Origin of the sequence: Thalassobium sp. R2A62 (assembly GCF_000161835.1) — a bacterium.
GTDB lineage: Bacteria > Pseudomonadota > Alphaproteobacteria > Rhodobacterales > Rhodobacteraceae > Thalassobium.
On the sequence record NZ_GG697169.2, the window covers coordinates 2,379,991 to 2,397,269 of the forward strand.

Here is a 17,279-nt window from a genome sequence, read left to right on the forward strand (position 1 = left end):
ACGGTAAAATGCAGATGTCAGACATCCTCAACCCTGAGGGCGTAAAACTGATTTCGCAGGTGAGCAGCAAGAAACGGCTGTTCCACGATCTTGGCGAGTTGGCCGAGGATGCGATGGGGCTCTGTGCTGCGACCGTGATCGAAGCCTTGCAAGACCGTGAAGCTCTGGGCCCTACTGGAGTAGGCCACGGTGTTGCATTGCCCCACGCTCGCCTTTCCGGTGTCGAAAAAGTTTCGGGCGTTTTTGTTCGTCTTGAACGCCCGATCGAATTCGACTCGGTCGACCGTCAGCCCGTTGATCTGATTTTTGCTTTGTTTGCTCCCGAGGATGCAGGCGTCGAGCACCTAAAGGCGCTAGCGTTGGTCTCACGTACCATGCGGGATGCAGCGATCTGCGGTAAACTTCGGGCGAACAAAGATATAGCCGCGCTTCACGCGTTGCTGACCGACGCCCAGGCCGCCTCGAAAGCCGCCTAAGACCAAGCTCCGAATCCGAACGTCATGTAGTCGCGCTGGTATACATCTGCGACCAATTCTTCGACTTCTTCATCGTAGATTCCCGCCAGCCGTGAATGATGTGGATCTGCCGCTGCTGGAGTTGGCATTTCCTCGAGACCCACTTGGGTTGCAAGAACCGCCAAATCATCAACCAAACGATCCTCACGGGCGACCATGTCTGGCAATGCGAACTGCGACATGCCTTGCAGGATTTGAGCCTGAGTGGCCCATGCCGCGTCGACGCGGATGCTGGATTGTCCGGCTAGGTTGCCTTTGAGCCACTGAAGAAACTGAGCAAAAGCCATGCGATGAGCCCGGCGATCATAGCCGTCGTCATCCTCATGTTTGGGAATCTCTAAGTTGTACTTTTGGCGGAGGGTCTTACGAATTTCCGTATAGCTGCCTTCGCCTGTCGACAGGATGCGATCACAAAACGCAACGTGCGCCCGCGCCACCGGATGTCGCAAGACTGTAAAACTGCGATGGTTTTCGTTTTTACGCTTCCACTGACGAAGCGTTTTTTGAGTAAACTCCGATATCAATCCAGGCTCTGCTCCAACACCGCCGAGCCAGTCAGTAACCGCTGTTTCCGGCCCTGACTTGATCGGCATATGAAGCAGTGGTGCGCCCTTGGCGGCGACATAGGTCGGCACGGACGGACCCCGACGAGGTTCAAAGTTTGGTGTTCGGTCGAGATCAAACCGGTCCAACCGAGACAGCGCAGTTTGCATCTCGTCAAAGTTCACGACCTTCTCTGACATCGGGCTAGGGTTTTGCTTTTTCAGCTTCTGATCCAGCCCATCCAGACGCGCATCAGTTCCCAAGAAGGCAGCCAAGCCGTTCATCACATCAAGATCTTGGAGATCCTCGTAGGCCACATAGAAAGCCGTTTGGCCAGATTTTTGTAGGCTCTTCAAAAGGGTGATCTGAAACTGGCGCAATGCCTCGACATGCACGTCAAATTCCGGCCCATCAAACCGAACCGCGCGAGACCGCGCATGCTTCATATCGGTCAATTTCCATTGGCCAGTCACCGAGGCAATTTTCCACGACACGTAGCTTTCGACAGGATTGCGGGTCAGAATGATTTTGGCGCACCGCGGGTCTGGCAGCACGATATCCAAGACACGTTGTTCATGGTCATTGAAAAACCGAAATCCGTTCAACCCATCCGCTGACTTGATCGCATCGACCAAAGATGCGGGATCTGCTTCGCGCTGGGATTGGGTGACCCCCTCAATCTCTTCGGTATTGGGATAGCCAATAAAGTGAGGGTTGAAAGCCTCGCCATAACTGTGAAGACCATCAAAAGAGTTGAGGTTCGCCTCTAGAAAATTCGAGCCGGTGCGCATTTCAGCAAAGACAACAAAATAGTCAAAACGGGACATCAGATCACTTTACCAAATAGGGTTTGCGTGGGTTGGGCTTGGCATTTGTAGGCGCACCCTCAACTTGGAAATCTCCCATCAGGTAGGGATGCATTCCTTGGTTCTTGAGGTTCTGTAGGAATTGACCAAAGCCAGTGAGATCAATCATCTTTGGCGCTTCGCTCAAACGGCGAAGGCCTTTGATGCTGATTTCATCCACAATGGTTTGCAAGGGCTCCATCGGGTTTTCGATAAAGTCAGCCATGCTCCAAATACGAATCCGCGCCTTAGCATAAGATGACCGGAGCGCGTTCAAATGCTCGCTTTCGATCTTTTGCTGCAATGCCGCGTCGGCACGTAGATCAGAAAAATTGCGATTAGACAGAAACAGAGGCACCGCCCATGCGCCAGAAATCACCGAGATTTGCGCATTGGGATCTTTTGCGATGTCCCAACTGATGTACTGACTGTCGCGCGGTCCAAACTGAAAGCATTGACGTTCGCCACGGGTGTTCCACATCAGGTTGATCAAGAACTGCGTGGCGTTGTGATCACGCATCGCAATATTGCTAGAGATCGCGCCTGCATAGCTTGATTGACGACCTTCAAATTCGACACCTTCCGAACCAAAAAGATGCCCATGGACGCGGCAACCTGTCGATTTGGTCAGCCATTCTTCGAAGTCGACGAATAGGTCGCTGAACCCTTCAAAGACCGAATAAGGTGCAGCAGTCACGCCGTTCTCGTGGCCATCATGTGGGAACCGGCTCTGCATAATCAAACCGGGTCGACCACGTGTCCGGCGATCAACAGCTTTGGCAAAAATGCGGTCAATTTTACCAGGGTTTGGCTCGGTCCTACGCATCGCAGTTTCGGCATCAGTGAGGAACGCCTGATACAAACGGTCGGCACGTGGCCAAACCTTGCGGGCAACAAAGCAGTCGGATCGACGCAGCAATTGCAGGTGATCGTCATAAAAGATGTGCGGCTTACCCTGAAAGTCGAACTTGGACAGAGTGAGTGACCGGCTTTCGATGTTTTGAGAATATAACCGGACCAGAGTCTGAAAATAGCTCTCATCTGGAATCCAAACTTTGCGGAAATAGCGATCATAGATCGCCCGATCTGGATCAGACAGGATCGCCGACAACGTCTGGCGCGTCAGGCACCACCACTGTGATCCCATGTGTGGCACGATCCCATCCGGTATCTTTCGGCGATAGCCGAACCGTCGTTGCAAATTGACGTAGCGGTCGAACAGCATCCGCTGACGTTTCCATGAGAATGGGAACCGCAGAGTAAAACGCTCGTGATCGAGACCGCCAACCGTCCATGGGACGTCCGCGATTGTCGCGCTCTCGATAAAGTCGGTACGCGGGCGTTTGACAAGATAGTCGATCAGTTCCTGAACGGGTCGCAACGGCAGACACGAACCAGATGCAAGGTAGGCGTGGCGCACATCCTTAAAATCAGCAAGCAGCATTTCAGAGGCAGATTGGGTCGCCGCTGTAATACCCCACGTTCCCCATTCGCACCGATGACGTTTGCAGAACCGAACATTTTTGAGATCTTTGAGGGCCGTCACAAAATTGGAATACGTCGCCTTTTTGACGGACCGATCCACGTGGATGACCACAGGACAGCCAGCGCCATGCCAATGACGCACAACCTCTTCGGCCCGATCAAAGGCGTTGTGAACCAACATGACGATGCCGACGCTCATGCCCAGTTTCCTCTAGACATAAGGCCCAAGATTTCGAGTTGGCGCCAGTTGATGTATTTCTCAGACCATTTGCACCACAGGTCAGGGTCGCGCGAAATTGTCTCAGCATAGGCGATATACTCGCGACTACCGGCATAGTGCTGTTTGCGGGCCAGCTCTTCCGCAGCCTTCACTGAAAGCGTGTCTAGGAATTTGGTATGCAGCAAGACCCCCGACGCCTTTTCCCCACCCCATTCGTCATAAACGAGGTTCAAACCGCGCGGCAGGATCATATGTGTCGAGCTGACATAGGCATAATCTTTGTGCCATTTGACCAGAGGGATCTTGTTCAATGCGGGCGCGCGCCATGGTTCTTGTGGAAAGAACTTGCGCATGCGAGGTCCACCTTGGATCCACAAGTTATGATACTTGTGATTCCGGTAGTACGAATAATTTCCAGCGTCGAACCACGACGCAATTTCGATCGGATCCTGACCACGTGAATAGGGCGTCTGATCCAGTCGGCCCTTGGGGTACATATCCAAAAGCATCGCGCCAAAGGACCGAATCGAACAGGCATCTAACCAATCAGTCAACGCATTCATCGGTCGTGTGTCACAGAACGGGTAAACAAAAAACTCATCCGGATCGACGGTCAACGCCCAATGGTCATGCGCATATTTGATTTGTAGGTAGTTCAACCAATCAACGCCAAACCGGGAAGACTTATAGCTGCCCTTGGTCCGCCAGACAGAAACGTCCGGCTGGTTTGCTAAGAAGTCGCCACCACCATCGTCACTGTCGTTATCTACCATCAGGAAGTGGTTGATACCAAGATCGCGGTAGTATTCGAGAAAATAAGGGAGCCGGATATCTTCGTTTCGGAGGGTCGAAAAGACCAGCAAATCGCCGCGTTTGATTTGATCAGTACGATTGGCCAGCACTTTGAGCTCGCGCGATTTACGCATCGCGCGAAGTCGCCAGCGCTTGCGCGCCAGCCTCAACCGGTATGATTCAACCACACCCAAACGTACTACCTCATTTGCTTTGCCCGTTCGCAAAGCGTCTTAACTGCCTGTAGTTGTAGGACTAAATGTTGCAAATTACGATGTAAACTGTTTCCAAATCCTGAATAATCGCTAGCTGTGGAGTTTAGGCCCATTCGCCCTTCGACATGAGCCCCAGATCGACCAGTTGTTCCCAATTCTGATAGGCGACCGAGCTCTCATCCCAAAGGATCGGATTGTCCGCCAAAGCGTCATAATAGGCATCGTAGAGACTACTATTGGAAAAATGTTCTTGCCGCTGCTTTTCCACAGATGACTTGGCAACGATTTGGTCCAGAAACTTGGTATGCAGCAAGACGCCCGTGACCTTTTCCTGACCGTTCTCATCATAAATGTGATTGAGCCGCGGCGGCAGCATGGAGTGGGCCGAACTCACGTAGGCATAGCGCTTGTTCCATTTGACGAGCGGCACCTTGTTTAGGGTCGGAGCGCGCTCAGGCTCGGACTGAAAAAAGCAACGCAAACGCACGCCGCCTTGGAGCCAAAGACTGTCCATGCGGGGTTGGCGCTGAACCCAGTACCCGTAGGCATCAAACCAGTTCAAGACACGGGTTGGATCAGTTCCGGGGGTGTATTTGGCAGAACCAACAGCACCCTTAGGATACATATCCAACATCATCGTACCCAACATAGGCTGATGTCGCGCATCTAGCCACGCGGTCAAGTCCGGCAACTTTCGCGTGTCCCAGTCTGGATAGATCAACAGTTCATCAACATCGACCGTCAAGGTCCAGTGATCATGCGCATAGGTCATCTGAAGCGACGTCAACCAGTCGACACCGAATCGAGACAGGCGGTAACTGTGCGACGTATGCCAAACCGAGACATCAGGTTGATGGGCAAGAAACTCAGCCGACCCATCATCACTGTCGTTATCGACAACGATAAAATGCTCGACGCCCAGCGCGCGGTAATGCTCCAAGAAATAGGGAAGACGGGCGATTTCATTTCGCAACGTCGTAAAACTCAGGATCGCGTTTGGGTGAATCCGATCTGTTCGATCAATGACAAGGCTCAACTGTCGGCGTTTGCGCCATGACCGATAGAGCAGACGCCGCCGTTTCCAGCGCATGCGGTATGCCAGGACCGCGCGGGACAGCTGTCTACTAGCGATCGTAATGCCCCGACTGATGCCAGCGCCATGCATCAGCTATCATCGTCTTCATATCAGATCGCGACGGTTGCCACCCGAGATCGCGGCTCGCGCGTTCACTGCCGGATACCAGCTTGGTGCAATCACCCGGACGCCGGCCACCCTCTGCGACGGGGACGACACGGTTGGTCACATTTGCCGAGGCATCGATAACTTCTCGAACCGAGAATCCTGTTCCCGTACCGAGGTTGAAAATCTGATTGCCTTTGCCCTCTTCGAGCCACTTGATCCCCAGCACATGCGCATCGACCAAGTCACAGATATGGACGTAGTCGCGGATGCACGTCCCATCTGGCGTGTCATAATCTGTACCAAAAATCGTCAAGGCATCTCGCTTGCCATCAATCGCATCCAGCATAAGAGGGATGAGGTGAGTTTCCGGTTGGTGAAACTCGCCGACGTCACCGTCAGGATCGGCACCAGCGACATTGAAATAACGGAAAATAACGCTCTCTAGACCGTCGCTCTCAGCATAGTTGGCTAGGATGTCCTCGATCGCGCGTTTGGACGCGCCATACGCGTTTATCGGATCTTGAGGGCAATTTTCGTCAAGCAGTACGTTGTCCTGATCCCCATAGGTCGCGCATGTTGAGCTAAAGACAAACCGATTACAGCCCGCAGCAACGGCAGCTTCGATCAAGGTCAAAGAACCGACGACATTGTTACGCCAGTATTTGCCTGGATGCACCATGCTTTCGCCCACTTGGGAAAGGGCAGCAAAGTGCATAACGGCCTCGGGTTGATAGGCGGCGAACACCTGATCCAGCGCAGCGCGATCCAAAAGATCACCTTGCTCGAACGGGCCAAACTTTACCGCGTCCTGCCAGCCAGTTACCAAATTATCAAATGTGATGGGGGTATAGCCAGCTGCAGCAAGCGCCTTGCATGCATGAGAACCGATATAGCCTGCACCACCGGTTACAAGGATGTTTGTCATTGGGTTTACTCTATTCCACAGCGGCGCGCATCGACACCATTTCGTCAAGGTATTGGCCAAACTCATCGCGCAGCTCTTCGCGAGCAAGACCAAACGAAACGGTTGCTTGCAAGAAGCCAGCCTTAGAGCCGCAGTCAAACCGCTGGCCACGGAACCGATATCCGAACACTTCGCGTTCATGCTCGATCTCTTGAGCAATCGCATCGGTCAGCTGCACCTCGCCACCAGAACCTGCTTTGATCTGGTTGAGGTTCTGCATAATTTTCGGTGTCAAAATATAGCGGCCAATCACAGCCAGGTTCGACGGTGCTTGGTCTGCAGGCGGTTTTTCAACCATCCCTTTGACTGAGACCATGTTGCCCATGTCTTCTTTGATGTCGAGTACACCATAGGCCGAAGCTTTGTCGTGAGGCACTTCCATCGCAGCAACCATACAGCCACCCGTTTCTTCGTGCGCTTCGACCATCTGCTGCAGACACGGTTTTTCGGCTGCAATGACGTCATCCGGCAAGATAACTGCAAAAGGCTCGTTCCCGACCAAACGACGAGCACACCAAACGGCGTGACCCAACCCCATAGCCTTGTGCTGGCGAATATAAGCAATCGCCCCACTGTCCATGTTGGTATCTTTGAGCGTTTGTAGCAGTTGATCTTTGCCCTTTTTCCGCAGCTCTTGTTCTAACTGGGGGGCGTGATCAAAGTAGTCTTCGAGAGCACCCTTGCCCCGCGACGTAACAAAAATGAATTCCTTGATGCCGGCGGCGCGTGCCTCGTCAATCGCGTATTGGATCAACGGTCGGTCGACCAGCGTCATGATTTCCTTTGGGACAGACTTAGTTGCTGGCAGAAAACGAGTTCCCAGTCCAGCAACAGGAAAGATTGCTTTTGTTACTCTCTTTTTCATTTGTAGTCCCGATCTCAATACACAACACACGGTCTTTCTAGCCGTTTAGCAAAAATGGTATCATGAGTTTACATCATCACAAGCGCCGTTTCCCGTGATTAACCGAGAAAGATAGCTGAATTATGGCACACTAAGCACCTACACCTTAAAAAAATGTGAGCGGTTATTCGAGGCCCATTTCCGCCATCATCACCTCAAGTTTGGGGACATCTTGGGGGTTGTTTAACTCCCAAAACTGGCGGCCTTTGGCGTCAACCTCGACACATAGAACGCTGCGATCCCGCTCGAGAAATCGTAGCTGTTCAAGGCCTTCAAGAGTTTCGAGAGGTCCAATATCCCAAGACGGGTAAGCCGCAAGAGCCTCTGGCCGATAAGCATAGACACCGACATGGTGAAACACGGGCGTTTCATCATCATCGGCAAAGTCTGCGCCTGTGAACGGAATAACTTCCTTTGAGAAGAAGAGCGCGTTCTTGGTGGCTCCAAAGACTGCCGTTGTGCCCCCAACACGCCCCGCGCGACGGTCATCTAAGAAACCGTTCAGAGCACGACCATCCGTCCGTAGAACTGGCGTAGCAACTTCGGATTTTTCGCTCGCCCGCAAACCCGCGACAAGATCCTCGATGAACCACGCTGGGGTCAAAGGGGCGTCGCCTTGCAAATTTACGACGATCTCATAGCTACCGCCCAGCGCCTCATGTGCTTCTGCGCAACGTTCGGTTCCGTTGACGCAAGCCTCGGAGGTCATAACAACCTCGGCGCCAAATGCCTCGCACGCCGATTGGATGCGAACGTCATCCGTAGCAACAACTACACGGTCGATGCCGCTGACTTGCTGCGCAGCATCCCAAGATCTCCGGATCAAGCTTTTGGCTTCGCCGCTGGCACCTCTCAATTCAACAAGAGGTTTGCCGGGGTAACGGGTCGAGGCAAATCGCGCGGGTATGACAATGAGAACTGACATCAGGGCAGTTTCAGATCAACACCAGGTGCGTAGGCAATAAAGAACGAATTCGCGTATCCGTCTTTGCCATAGAGAAATGGTGCATGGTCTTCGTAACGGATCACGGCGCCACCTGCACCATTGAGAACGGCATGTCCGGCAGCTGTGTCCCATTCCATTGTGCGCCCAACGCGCGGGTAGATATCCGCTTCGCCAGTTGCGATCAGACAGAACTTGAGGCTGGAACCGGCGCTCTTCATGTCTTGGACATTGTATTTATTGATATAGTCGTCCGTGGCTTGGTCGCGGTGAGATTTTGAGGCAACAACCATGAGTGCGTCATTGTCAGGCTTTGAGACTTGGATCGCGCGAACCGAACCGATCGCTGTCTTGTCAAAAGGACCGCTCTCTTCCATCGAATGGCCATCCGCATCAGTATAGAACAATCGGTTCTTGGCCGGAGCATACACAACGCCACGGATTGGAACACCGTCGACGACATAGGCGATATTGACGGTAAAATCGCCGCGGCGATGAATAAACTCTTTGGTTCCATCGAGCGGATCGACAATCAGAAAAGTGCCGGCCTGCTCTAAGTGGCTATCAGCCTGCTCTTCGGTCACGAGGAGCACATCAGGAAATGCAGCGCGAAGACCCGCAGAAATGATGGCATCAGCAGCTTCGTCAGCAGCAGTCACTGGGCTGTCGTCTGATTTGACTTTGACGTCAAAATCATCGGCCTCATAGATTTCCATGATCTTGTCCCCAGCCTCTAGAGAAAGGGTTCGCATGACTTGTGTTAACGCTTGAAAGTCCACTGTACTGCTCCTGTGTGTGACCCGACCAACGCGACCTGTCACACATATTGATAAAATTACACTGCCCCCTTATCATCTGACGCTAAAGGATCAGCAAGAATTTCGTGCCATCAAGAGCCAGCCAGATCCAGAAAGCAGGTAGAACGTGTTTATCAATGACGTGAAACGCACGCGGACGCGCTCCGCATTTTCGATGCTCGATTTGATTTATCATTCGATCGTTCGGGATGTGCGCAAAGACCACAGCAACGCCTTGATTGGTCTCATCATGAATATCATGCAGACCGTTGTGTTTGTGATCGCCTTTTACTTCATGTTTTCGGTGCTTGGGTTGCGGGGGTCCGCCATTCGGGGTGATTTCCTGCTGTACATCATGTCAGGCATCTTTCTGTTCCTGACACACACCAAGGCGATGGGAGCTGTTGTCAAAGCTGAAGGTCCCGCATCAGCGATGATGAAACACGCGCCTATGAATTCGATCATCTCACTTTGCGCGGCAGCTCTTGGATCGCTCTACATCCAAATCCTGTCCATCGTGACGATCCTGTTTCTCTACCACATCATAATGCAGCCCATCACAATCGAAGATCCAGCCGGTGCTATGGGTATGTTGCTGCTTGCTTGGTTTACGGGCGTATCGGTTGGAATGATCTTCCTCGCACTCAAGCCTTGGTTTCCGGAATTTGTACAAATTGCATCGTCCATCTATGCTCGCGCCAACATGATCGCGTCTGGCAAGATGTTTGTCGCCAATACCATGCCCGCTTACCTGCTTGCTTTCTTTGATTGGAACCCTCTGTTCCACTGCATCGACCAAGCACGTGATTTCACGTTCATTAACTACAACACAGACGTGAGCAGCGTATCATATCCTGTGATTGTCAGCCTGACGCTGGTGATCCTAGGTTTGATGGGTGAATTTTATACACGACAGAATGCATCTGTCAGTTGGGAATCCGCGAGATGAAAATTCTATTCTCCATTATTTTCTGCTTCTGCGCTGGGCTCGCGAATGCTCAGAGCTTTCCTGCGCTCTATAATGTCACCGACGTTCGTTCCGATGACACGTTGAACGTGCGTCAAATGCCCGATGCAACGTCCAACGTTATCGACGAACTGGCCCCGTTTGAAATCAATATCGAAGTGCTTCAACTCTCTGACAATCGGCGTTGGGGCAAGATTGGGGCTGGCGAACGCAACGGCTGGGTCTCAATGCGCTACCTTGCACCAGCTTTGGATCAGGACCCCGAGCAAATTCCTTGTCCGATGACCTGCTTTGGTACCGAGCCTTTTTGGAGCTTAACCTTGGGCCAGCGCGGCAATGAATACCGCACTCCTGAACTGACTAAGCTGGGAATCGAGGTCGACTTTGAGAGTGCGGCGAGACCGGGTGACTACTTTGCGTCTCTCGGGACCAATCTGACCTCGTACAGCTTGATCATTAAAAGAGGGCTATGCAGCGACGGCATGTCTGATCGTGCTTATGGCTTCCGCAATATGATGTTTCGCGAAACGGTCAATGGCGGCGCTGTGTATTCGGGGTGCTGCACGATGGACGGCCGCTAGGTCACCACTCGTAGCGTCAGGTTGATCCGACCAGGATTGGCTAAGATCGTCGAGGTCCCTGCTTTGATCCGGTCAACGCCATGATGAACCAGCCTCGCATCACCGCCCATCACCGCAACATCACCTGACCTGAGCCAAAGGCTTGCTGTTTGACCACCACGTTCAACGCTACCGACACGAAACAACCCATCATCCCCCAGCGAGATTGAAACAACGGGCTGCGCGAAATCTGTTTCGTCCCGATCTTGATGCATTCCCATCCGCGCGTCTGGATCATACCAATTCACCAAACAACATTCAGGCATACGCGCATTTGGCGCCATTTGAGCCCAAATTCGCAGGACGGATTCGGGGATGTCAGGCCAATTCGTACCGTTTGGATGGCGCGGCGCGTATTGATAGCCGCTCACGCTCGAACTCCAACCGAATTGACCTGCCGCTGTCATCCGGACGCTCATCGCTTTGCCTCCTGACGTGACGGGCCGTACCAATGGGGCAACATGAGTCACCTCTCGGATATCGTTAACAATTTCTTGCTGCGCCGCGCGGTCCAGAAAACCAGGAAACACCTGAACGCCTCGCAGATTTAGTGCCTCGGACACAGTTATTTCCTTATTCGCAGGGATACAGCGCAGCTTGGCCGGATAATCAGCAAAAAACTACCCTCCGAGCGGTTGCAGCGCCATATATGGCTCCTTATATACGCCCAGATGCAGCGTGAGCTTGCACCACTCCGGTTGGTGTGGATGCCGGAATCTAGGGTCCGCACCGCTCACATCGCCTGAAGATAAAGGGATATGAAACATGGCCAAAGTTATTGGTATCGACCTCGGAACGACAAACTCTTGTATTGCGATCATGGACGGCTCGCAGCCTCGCGTTATTGAAAACGCTGAAGGCGCGCGTACGACACCTTCGATCGTTGCATTTACAGATGACGAGCGCCTCGTCGGCCAGCCTGCCAAACGTCAGGCCGTCACAAACCCAGACAACACGATTTTCGGCGTAAAGCGCCTGATCGGTCGTCGTTTTGATGACGAGCATCTGGCCAAAGACAAAAAGAACCTGCCGTTCGACGTTGTGAACGGCAGCAACGGTGACGCATGGGTCGAGGCCAAAGGCGAGAAATATTCGCCCAGCCAGATTTCTGCATTCATTCTGCAAAAGATGAAAGAGACCGCCGAGAGCTATCTCGGTGAGGACGTCACACAGGCGGTTATCACCGTTCCTGCGTATTTCAACGACGCCCAGCGTCAGGCCACCAAAGACGCTGGCAAAATTGCCGGTCTCGAAGTACTGCGCATCATCAACGAGCCAACAGCAGCTGCGTTGGCTTACGGTCTCGACAAGAAAGAAACACAAACCATCGCGGTCTATGACCTTGGCGGTGGTACATTCGACGTGACCATTCTCGAAATTGACGATGGCCTGTTCGAGGTAAAATCGACAAACGGTGACACCTTCCTCGGTGGTGAAGACTTTGACATGCGCATCGTCAACTACCTCGCTGAAGAGTTCAAAAAAGAGAACGGCACCGACCTGACCAAAGACAAGATGGCACTGCAGCGTCTCAAGGAAGCTGCTGAAAAGGCCAAGATCGAATTGTCATCGGCCAGCCAGACAGAAATCAACCAGCCGTTCATCTCGATGGACCCAACATCCGGCACTCCGCTGCACCTCGTGGTCAAACTGACCCGTGCTAAGCTCGAGAGCCTCGTTGGTGATCTGATCAAGGCGTCTATCAAGCCATGCCAAGCTGCGTTGAAAGACGCGGGCCTTTCGGTCGGCGATATTGATGAGGTTGTTCTCGTTGGTGGTATGACCCGCATGCCACGCGTCATCGAAGAAGTGACCAAATTCTTTGGCAAAGAGCCAAACAAAGGTGTGAACCCTGACGAAGTCGTTGCTATGGGCGCCGCCATTCAGGCCGGTGTTCTTCAGGGCGATGTCAAAGACGTGGTTCTTTTGGATGTGACACCGTTGTCGCTGGGTATCGAAACATTGGGTGGCGTGTTCACTCGTTTGATCGATCGCAACACAACGATTCCAACCAAGAAGTCGCAAATCTTCTCGACTGCCGAGGATAACCAGAACGCCGTAACCATTCGTGTGTTCCAGGGTGAGCGTGAGATGGCCGCAGACAACAAAATCCTTGGTCAGTTCAACCTTGAAAACATCCCACCTGCGCCACGTGGCCTGCCACAGATCGAAGTCACATTTGACATCGACGCCAACGGTATCGTGTCGGTCGGTGCGGCGGACAAGGGCACTGGTAAAGAGCAGAAGATCACGATCCAAGCGTCTGGTGGCCTGTCCGATGATGACATCGAACAAATGGTAAAGGATGCCGAGGACAACGCCGAGGCGGACAAGGAACGCCGCGAGCTGGTCGATGCCAAAAACCAAGCCGAGAGCCTGATCCACTCGACTGAGAAATCGGTTGAAGAGCACAGCGACAAAGTCGACCCAACAACTGTTGAGGCGATTGAGCTTGCGATTGCAGCACTCAAGGACGAGCTCGAGACCGAAGACGCTGGCAAGATCAAAGCCGGTATTCAGAACGTGACCGAAAGCGCGATGAAGCTGGGTGAAGCGATCTACAAGTCGTCCCAAGAAGAAGCCGCTGGTGAAGCGCCTGACGCGGGTACTGATGGTGTAGACGAAGACATTGTCGACGCCGATTTCGAAGACCTTGACGACGACAAGCGCGGTTAAACCCGACCTGTTGCTGATCCTTTGAAAGCCGGCCCGAGATACCGGGCCGGTTTTCGCTTTCCAGGAGAGGAAAGAGACTATGGCAAAACGCGACTACTACGAAACGCTTGGCATCGCCAAAGGTGCGTCTGCGGACGAGATCAAAAAAGCCTATCGCACCAAAGCGAAGGAGCTGCACCCCGATCGCAACACCGACAACCCCAATTCAGAAGCTCAGTTCAAAGAAGCTGGCGAAGCCTACGAAGTGCTCAAAGACGCCGACAAAAAGGCCGCATATGATCGCTATGGCCACGCCGCTTTCGAGGGTGGCATGGGTGGCGGGCGACCTGGTGGCGGTGGATTTTCTGGCCAAGGCGATTTTGCGTCTGCGTTTTCCGATGTCTTTGATGATCTATTTGGCGACTTTATGGGCGGCCAACGCGGCGGCGGTGGACGTGGCCGTGCCGCACGCGGATCCGACCTGCGCTATAACCTGCGGATCACTCTAGAAGACGCCTTCTCGGGTCTGCAAAAGACCGTCAATATTCCGACTGCCGTGACGTGTTCATCATGTGATGGCAATGGCGCCGAGGGTAACTCGGAACCTGCGACCTGCCCGACTTGCTCTGGCATGGGCAAAGTTCGCGCGCAGCAAGGTTTCTTTACTGTCGAACGCACCTGCCCAACCTGCAATGGAATGGGTCAAACGATCCAAAACCCTTGCAACGTCTGTCATGGTCAGGGCCGTGTTGAAAAAGAACGCGCACTGAATGTTAACATTCCCGCCGGTGTTGAAACCGGTACACGGATCCGGCTTGCTGGTGAAGGCGAGGCTGGCATGCGCGGAGGTCCAACTGGCGATCTCTACATCTTTGTCGAAGTAGACGAACACGAGTTGTTCCAGCGAGAAGGCAACCACCTGTTCTGCCGTGTGCCTGTCTCAATGACCAACGCCGCAATGGGGGGCGACATCGAAGTGCCGACGATTGATGGTGGTCGTAGCCGCGTCAAAATCCCAGCCGGTAGCCAGTCTGGTCGTCAGATGCGTCTAAGGGCCAAAGGCATGCCTGCGCTGCGTGGTGCCGGTACAGGCGACATGTTCATCGAGATGGCCGTTGAGACACCAGTGAACCTGACATCCAAGCAGAAAGAACTGCTGCGCGAGTTTGAAAAGCTGAGCGAAGAGAACAACCCTGAGGGGTCCACTTTCTTTAATTCGGTCAAAAGCTTTTGGGACAAAATGAAGGGCTGATTGGTCCGGTTCGGATTCGTTAACTAAAAAATAACCGATTTGAAGCGAGGGTGTTTGTATGAAAATGCAGAACGCTTTCTCAAAAACTCACATGCCGTTGTTCGATACGGACGAGGTGCAGATCACGCCTGCAGATGCAGGTGCGCCCTCTTACCTACGTGATCATCGGGCTCGACTGCGAGTCCGGTTTCTGCAGGGTGGTGCAGATGCAATTCCCGATTACGAAATGCTCAAGCTCATACTATGAGCGCAATCCCTCGACGGGATGTCAAACCTCTCGCACGTCAATTGATCGACGCCTTTGGTGATTTCAATCGAGTGCTGTCTGCCGAAACAGCCCGCCTGCGCGACATCAACGGCGTTGGCGACGCGGTCATTGCTGAACTAAAGATTGTTGAGGCAGCATCACACCGATTGGCCCGCGCCAAAGTCATCCAACGCCATGTCATCAGCAGCTGGGATGCCGTTCTGGACTATTGTCATACCGTCATGTCTCACCGACAAACCGAGCAATTTCGGATACTATATCTTGACCGAAAGAACACTCTCATCGCCGACGAACAACTGGCCAAAGGCACGGTAGTTCATGTACCCGTCTATCCACGTGAAGTGGTCAAGCGGGCGCTCGAGTTGAACGCTTCTGCATTGATTCTTGTTCACAACCATCCATCTGGCGATCCGACACCGTCTGAATCAGACATCTCAATGACCGTGCAAATTGATCAAGCTGCACGCGCATTAGACGTAACACTGCATGATCACCTGATCATTAGTAAGTCCCGCGAACTGAGCTTCAAATCAGAGGGACTACTCTAACCTTGGTCCAACCCAGACTTCGACACGACGATTAACCTGACGCCCCCATTCTGTGTCATCACACGCCATAGGTAGCGCCTCGCCAAACGCCTCGGTCTCAAGTGTGAAGTCTGATAGCTCTGTCTCACCCAACGCCACATTCACACGACGCTGAACAGCCTCGGCCCGAGCGCTCGAAAGTTTGCGATTTTCCGACGCAGGGCCGCGAGCATCCGAAAAACCTACAAAAATTAGACGCTGGTCGCGGTGCACGCCTGCGCGTAAATCACGCGCCATGCGGGCCGCATTGGACCGCGACTGGGCATCCAAACGCGTTGACCCCACTTCGAACCGAAAAGTCATTGAAAGACGCTCTAGTTTGCCAAGAACCCGCATCATACGTTGCAGCTCGGTCAATGGGACCTCTTCACCCGCGTTCAAAATTGCGGTGGCCAGTCGGTCGCCCTGCCCTTTGATCGCAGTTGGAACACCAGCTTGATCGACAAACCCAGCTCTTCGGACAACGCGCTGCGCCTCAGGAGACCTGACATAATTCAGAAACGCCATTGCCGCGTCAGGCAGCCGCCGCTGCGGCAAATAAAGGAACAAAGGTATCGTCAACGGATAGTCTTCGGTCCGAAGCCGCGTGCGATCTGCTGTTACCGTTAACCCACAAGGTCCAGTCAGCCCCAACGGTTCAGCGTCACCAATGCTTTCGAATGCAGTGACGCCCAGCGCGTTTGAATCAGAAAAGACTGCGTCGGACAACGCTTGGTCGTTGTCGAGCCTTATTGCCCCTGATGAGAGGGATGCATCGCTGGGTCCTAGGACGCGATCCTCGAATCCTTGGGCCAGTCCCGAATTCACATCACGTAGATATAGATTGATCGGCGCATCGCGCCCACCCAGCTCAGACCAGTTTGAAATTTCGCCAGAAAACGCGCGGTCTAAATCTGCCAGCGCTATGGATTTCACCGTTTGACCTGGAGATACGATCGGCACCAAGCCGTCCAGCGCAACAATTCTGCTGCGCCCCGTATCGGTCAAATCGCCCAATCCAATATCGCGCGCTAGATTGCGTTCCGTGGGACGCACTTCGCGTACCGCCATAACCACATCAGCTTCATTCGCGAGAAGATCTGCAAAACCTTCATCAGTATTGGACAGCCGAAACGTGAGCCGTAGTTTTTCCTGCTCTGTAACGGCATCAGCTAGAACATAGGAAAACTGTGAGGCGCCGCTTTCAGTTCGAAGAAACGACAATCCAGATTGTCGGGCGTAGGCCTCGACGAGGGATGGAAGCAGCAGATCACCAATTCGATGCGCACCTGCAAAAGATAGCGCTGGAACAAATTGATCAGGATCAGGGCAATCATCTCCGGTGCAAGTCACCTCTTCAAAATCGAGAGTGAGTTCGCCAAATTCCGTGTCCACGCGGATAAATTTACCGTCGTATCCCAGGACATCGCCCATGACCGTTAGGCCGCCTCCGTTTGCCACTAGCGTGACAGGATCAGCCCATATTGGAACATTCGACATGAAAAGTGCGGCGATGACCGCCGCACATTTGCGTAGCATAGGACT

General features: G+C 53.1%; 15 protein-coding genes and 1 pseudogene. 6 read left to right on the forward strand and 10 right to left on the reverse strand.

Going from position 1 to position 17,279, the window contains the following annotated elements; translation table 11 throughout:
* Window positions 1-8 precede the first annotated feature (8 nt).
* Window positions 9-476, forward strand: a complete 468-nt coding sequence (locus TR2A62_RS11840; RefSeq protein ID WP_009159219.1) for a PTS sugar transporter subunit IIA — start codon at window positions 9-11, stop codon at window positions 474-476.
* Here the strand turns inward: TR2A62_RS11840 and TR2A62_RS11845 are convergent.
* From TR2A62_RS11845 to cysQ, 8 genes are all read right to left on the reverse strand, one after another.
* Window positions 473-1,885: a sulfotransferase family 2 domain-containing protein gene (locus tag TR2A62_RS11845; protein WP_009158983.1), complete on the reverse strand. Its 1,413-nt coding sequence runs from the start codon at window positions 1,883-1,885 to the stop codon at window positions 473-475. The genes TR2A62_RS11840 and TR2A62_RS11845 overlap by 4 nt on opposite strands.
* A 4-nt stretch (window positions 1,886-1,889) precedes the next feature.
* Entirely contained in the window at window positions 1,890-3,587 is a 1,698-nt protein-coding gene (locus TR2A62_RS11850; RefSeq protein WP_009160580.1) for a beta-1,6-N-acetylglucosaminyltransferase, read from the reverse strand.
* Window positions 3,584-4,534, reverse strand: a complete 951-nt coding sequence (locus TR2A62_RS11855; RefSeq protein ID WP_190275706.1) for a glycosyltransferase family 2 protein — start codon at window positions 4,532-4,534, stop codon at window positions 3,584-3,586. Before TR2A62_RS11855 ends, TR2A62_RS11850 begins: the two co-directional genes overlap by 4 nt.
* 184 nt (window positions 4,535-4,718) lie before the next feature.
* The gene (locus tag TR2A62_RS11860; protein ID WP_009160926.1) at window positions 4,719-5,705 is read right to left on the reverse strand and encodes a glycosyltransferase family 2 protein; all 987 of its coding nucleotides are present in this window, start codon (window positions 5,703-5,705) and stop codon (window positions 4,719-4,721) included.
* A gap of 34 nt (window positions 5,706-5,739) precedes the next feature.
* A complete protein-coding gene (gene galE / locus TR2A62_RS11865) occupies window positions 5,740-6,723 on the reverse strand; it encodes a UDP-glucose 4-epimerase GalE (protein ID WP_009157382.1) in 984 nt (327 codons plus the stop codon).
* 10 nt (window positions 6,724-6,733) lie between these two features.
* Complete coding sequence (gene galU / locus TR2A62_RS11870; protein WP_009158405.1) at window positions 6,734-7,627, reverse strand: UTP--glucose-1-phosphate uridylyltransferase GalU; 894 nt, start codon at window positions 7,625-7,627, stop codon at window positions 6,734-6,736.
* A gap of 163 nt (window positions 7,628-7,790) precedes the next feature.
* Window positions 7,791-8,591, reverse strand: coding sequence for a 3-deoxy-manno-octulosonate cytidylyltransferase (locus tag TR2A62_RS11875; protein ID WP_009159832.1), 801 nt, complete (start codon window positions 8,589-8,591; stop codon window positions 7,791-7,793).
* The gene (cysQ, locus tag TR2A62_RS11880; RefSeq protein ID WP_009159674.1) at window positions 8,591-9,388 is read right to left on the reverse strand and encodes a 3'(2'),5'-bisphosphate nucleotidase CysQ; all 798 of its coding nucleotides are present in this window, start codon (window positions 9,386-9,388) and stop codon (window positions 8,591-8,593) included. The genes TR2A62_RS11875 and cysQ overlap by 1 nt, the downstream gene beginning before the upstream one ends.
* 145 nt (window positions 9,389-9,533) lie before the next feature.
* On the opposite strand from cysQ, the gene TR2A62_RS11885 reads away from it, so the two are divergent.
* Entirely contained in the window at window positions 9,534-10,355 is an 822-nt protein-coding gene (locus TR2A62_RS11885; RefSeq protein ID WP_009160702.1) for an ABC transporter permease, read from the forward strand.
* Window positions 10,352-10,954, forward strand: a complete 603-nt coding sequence (locus TR2A62_RS11890; RefSeq protein WP_009159742.1) for a COG3650 family protein — start codon at window positions 10,352-10,354, stop codon at window positions 10,952-10,954. The genes TR2A62_RS11885 and TR2A62_RS11890 overlap by 4 nt, the downstream gene beginning before the upstream one ends.
* Here TR2A62_RS11890 and TR2A62_RS11895 read toward each other — a convergent pair.
* On the reverse strand, window positions 10,951-11,556 hold the full coding sequence (locus TR2A62_RS11895; protein ID WP_009158619.1) for an alpha-ketoglutarate-dependent dioxygenase AlkB: 606 nt from the start codon (window positions 11,554-11,556) through the stop codon (window positions 10,951-10,953). The two genes, TR2A62_RS11890 and TR2A62_RS11895, sit on opposite strands and share 4 nt — an antisense overlap.
* A gap of 202 nt (window positions 11,557-11,758) precedes the next feature.
* On the opposite strand from TR2A62_RS11895, the gene dnaK reads away from it, so the two are divergent.
* From dnaK to radC, 3 genes and pseudogenes are all read left to right on the forward strand, one after another.
* A complete protein-coding gene (gene dnaK, locus TR2A62_RS11900; protein ID WP_009158896.1) occupies window positions 11,759-13,669 on the forward strand; it encodes a molecular chaperone DnaK in 1,911 nt (636 codons plus the stop codon).
* Window positions 13,670-13,748: 79 nt separating this feature from the next.
* The gene (dnaJ, locus tag TR2A62_RS11905; RefSeq protein WP_009158102.1) at window positions 13,749-14,900 is read left to right on the forward strand and encodes a molecular chaperone DnaJ; all 1,152 of its coding nucleotides are present in this window, start codon (window positions 13,749-13,751) and stop codon (window positions 14,898-14,900) included.
* Window positions 14,901-14,958: 58 nt separating this feature from the next.
* Window positions 14,959-15,716 (forward strand): annotated as a pseudogene (radC, locus tag TR2A62_RS11910) (DNA repair protein RadC).
* On the opposite strand, the gene TR2A62_RS11915 reads toward radC, so the two are convergent.
* Window positions 15,708-17,273 (reverse strand): substrate-binding domain-containing protein, encoded by a 1,566-nt coding sequence (locus TR2A62_RS11915; RefSeq protein ID WP_009159167.1) that lies wholly within the window; start codon window positions 17,271-17,273, stop codon window positions 15,708-15,710. The pseudogene radC and the gene TR2A62_RS11915 sit on opposite strands and share 9 nt — an antisense overlap.
* Window positions 17,274-17,279 lie beyond the last annotated feature (6 nt).

Coding starts and splice junctions, on each gene's coding strand:
- dnaK (WP_009158896.1), top strand. CDS start 11,759: ATGGCCAAAGTTATTGGTATCGACCTCGGAACGACAAACTCTTGTATT.
- TR2A62_RS11860 (WP_009160926.1), bottom strand. CDS start 5,705: ATGCGCTGGAAACGGCGGCGTCTGCTCTATCGGTCATGGCGCAAACGC.
- TR2A62_RS11840 (WP_009159219.1), top strand. CDS start 9: ATGCAGATGTCAGACATCCTCAACCCTGAGGGCGTAAAACTGATTTCG.
- TR2A62_RS11845 (WP_009158983.1), bottom strand. CDS start 1,885: ATGTCCCGTTTTGACTATTTTGTTGTCTTTGCTGAAATGCGCACCGGC.
- TR2A62_RS11890 (WP_009159742.1), top strand. CDS start 10,352: ATGAAAATTCTATTCTCCATTATTTTCTGCTTCTGCGCTGGGCTCGCG.
- TR2A62_RS11850 (WP_009160580.1), bottom strand. CDS start 3,587: ATGAGCGTCGGCATCGTCATGTTGGTTCACAACGCCTTTGATCGGGCC.
- dnaJ (WP_009158102.1), top strand. CDS start 13,749: ATGGCAAAACGCGACTACTACGAAACGCTTGGCATCGCCAAAGGTGCG.
- TR2A62_RS11915 (WP_009159167.1), bottom strand. CDS start 17,273: ATGCTACGCAAATGTGCGGCGGTCATCGCCGCACTTTTCATGTCGAAT.
- TR2A62_RS11875 (WP_009159832.1), bottom strand. CDS start 8,591: ATGTCAGTTCTCATTGTCATACCCGCGCGATTTGCCTCGACCCGTTAC.
- TR2A62_RS11855 (WP_190275706.1), bottom strand. CDS start 4,534: ATGCGTAAATCGCGCGAGCTCAAAGTGCTGGCCAATCGTACTGATCAA.
- galU (WP_009158405.1), bottom strand. CDS start 7,627: ATGAAAAAGAGAGTAACAAAAGCAATCTTTCCTGTTGCTGGACTGGGA.
- galE (WP_009157382.1), bottom strand. CDS start 6,723: ATGACAAACATCCTTGTAACCGGTGGTGCAGGCTATATCGGTTCTCAT.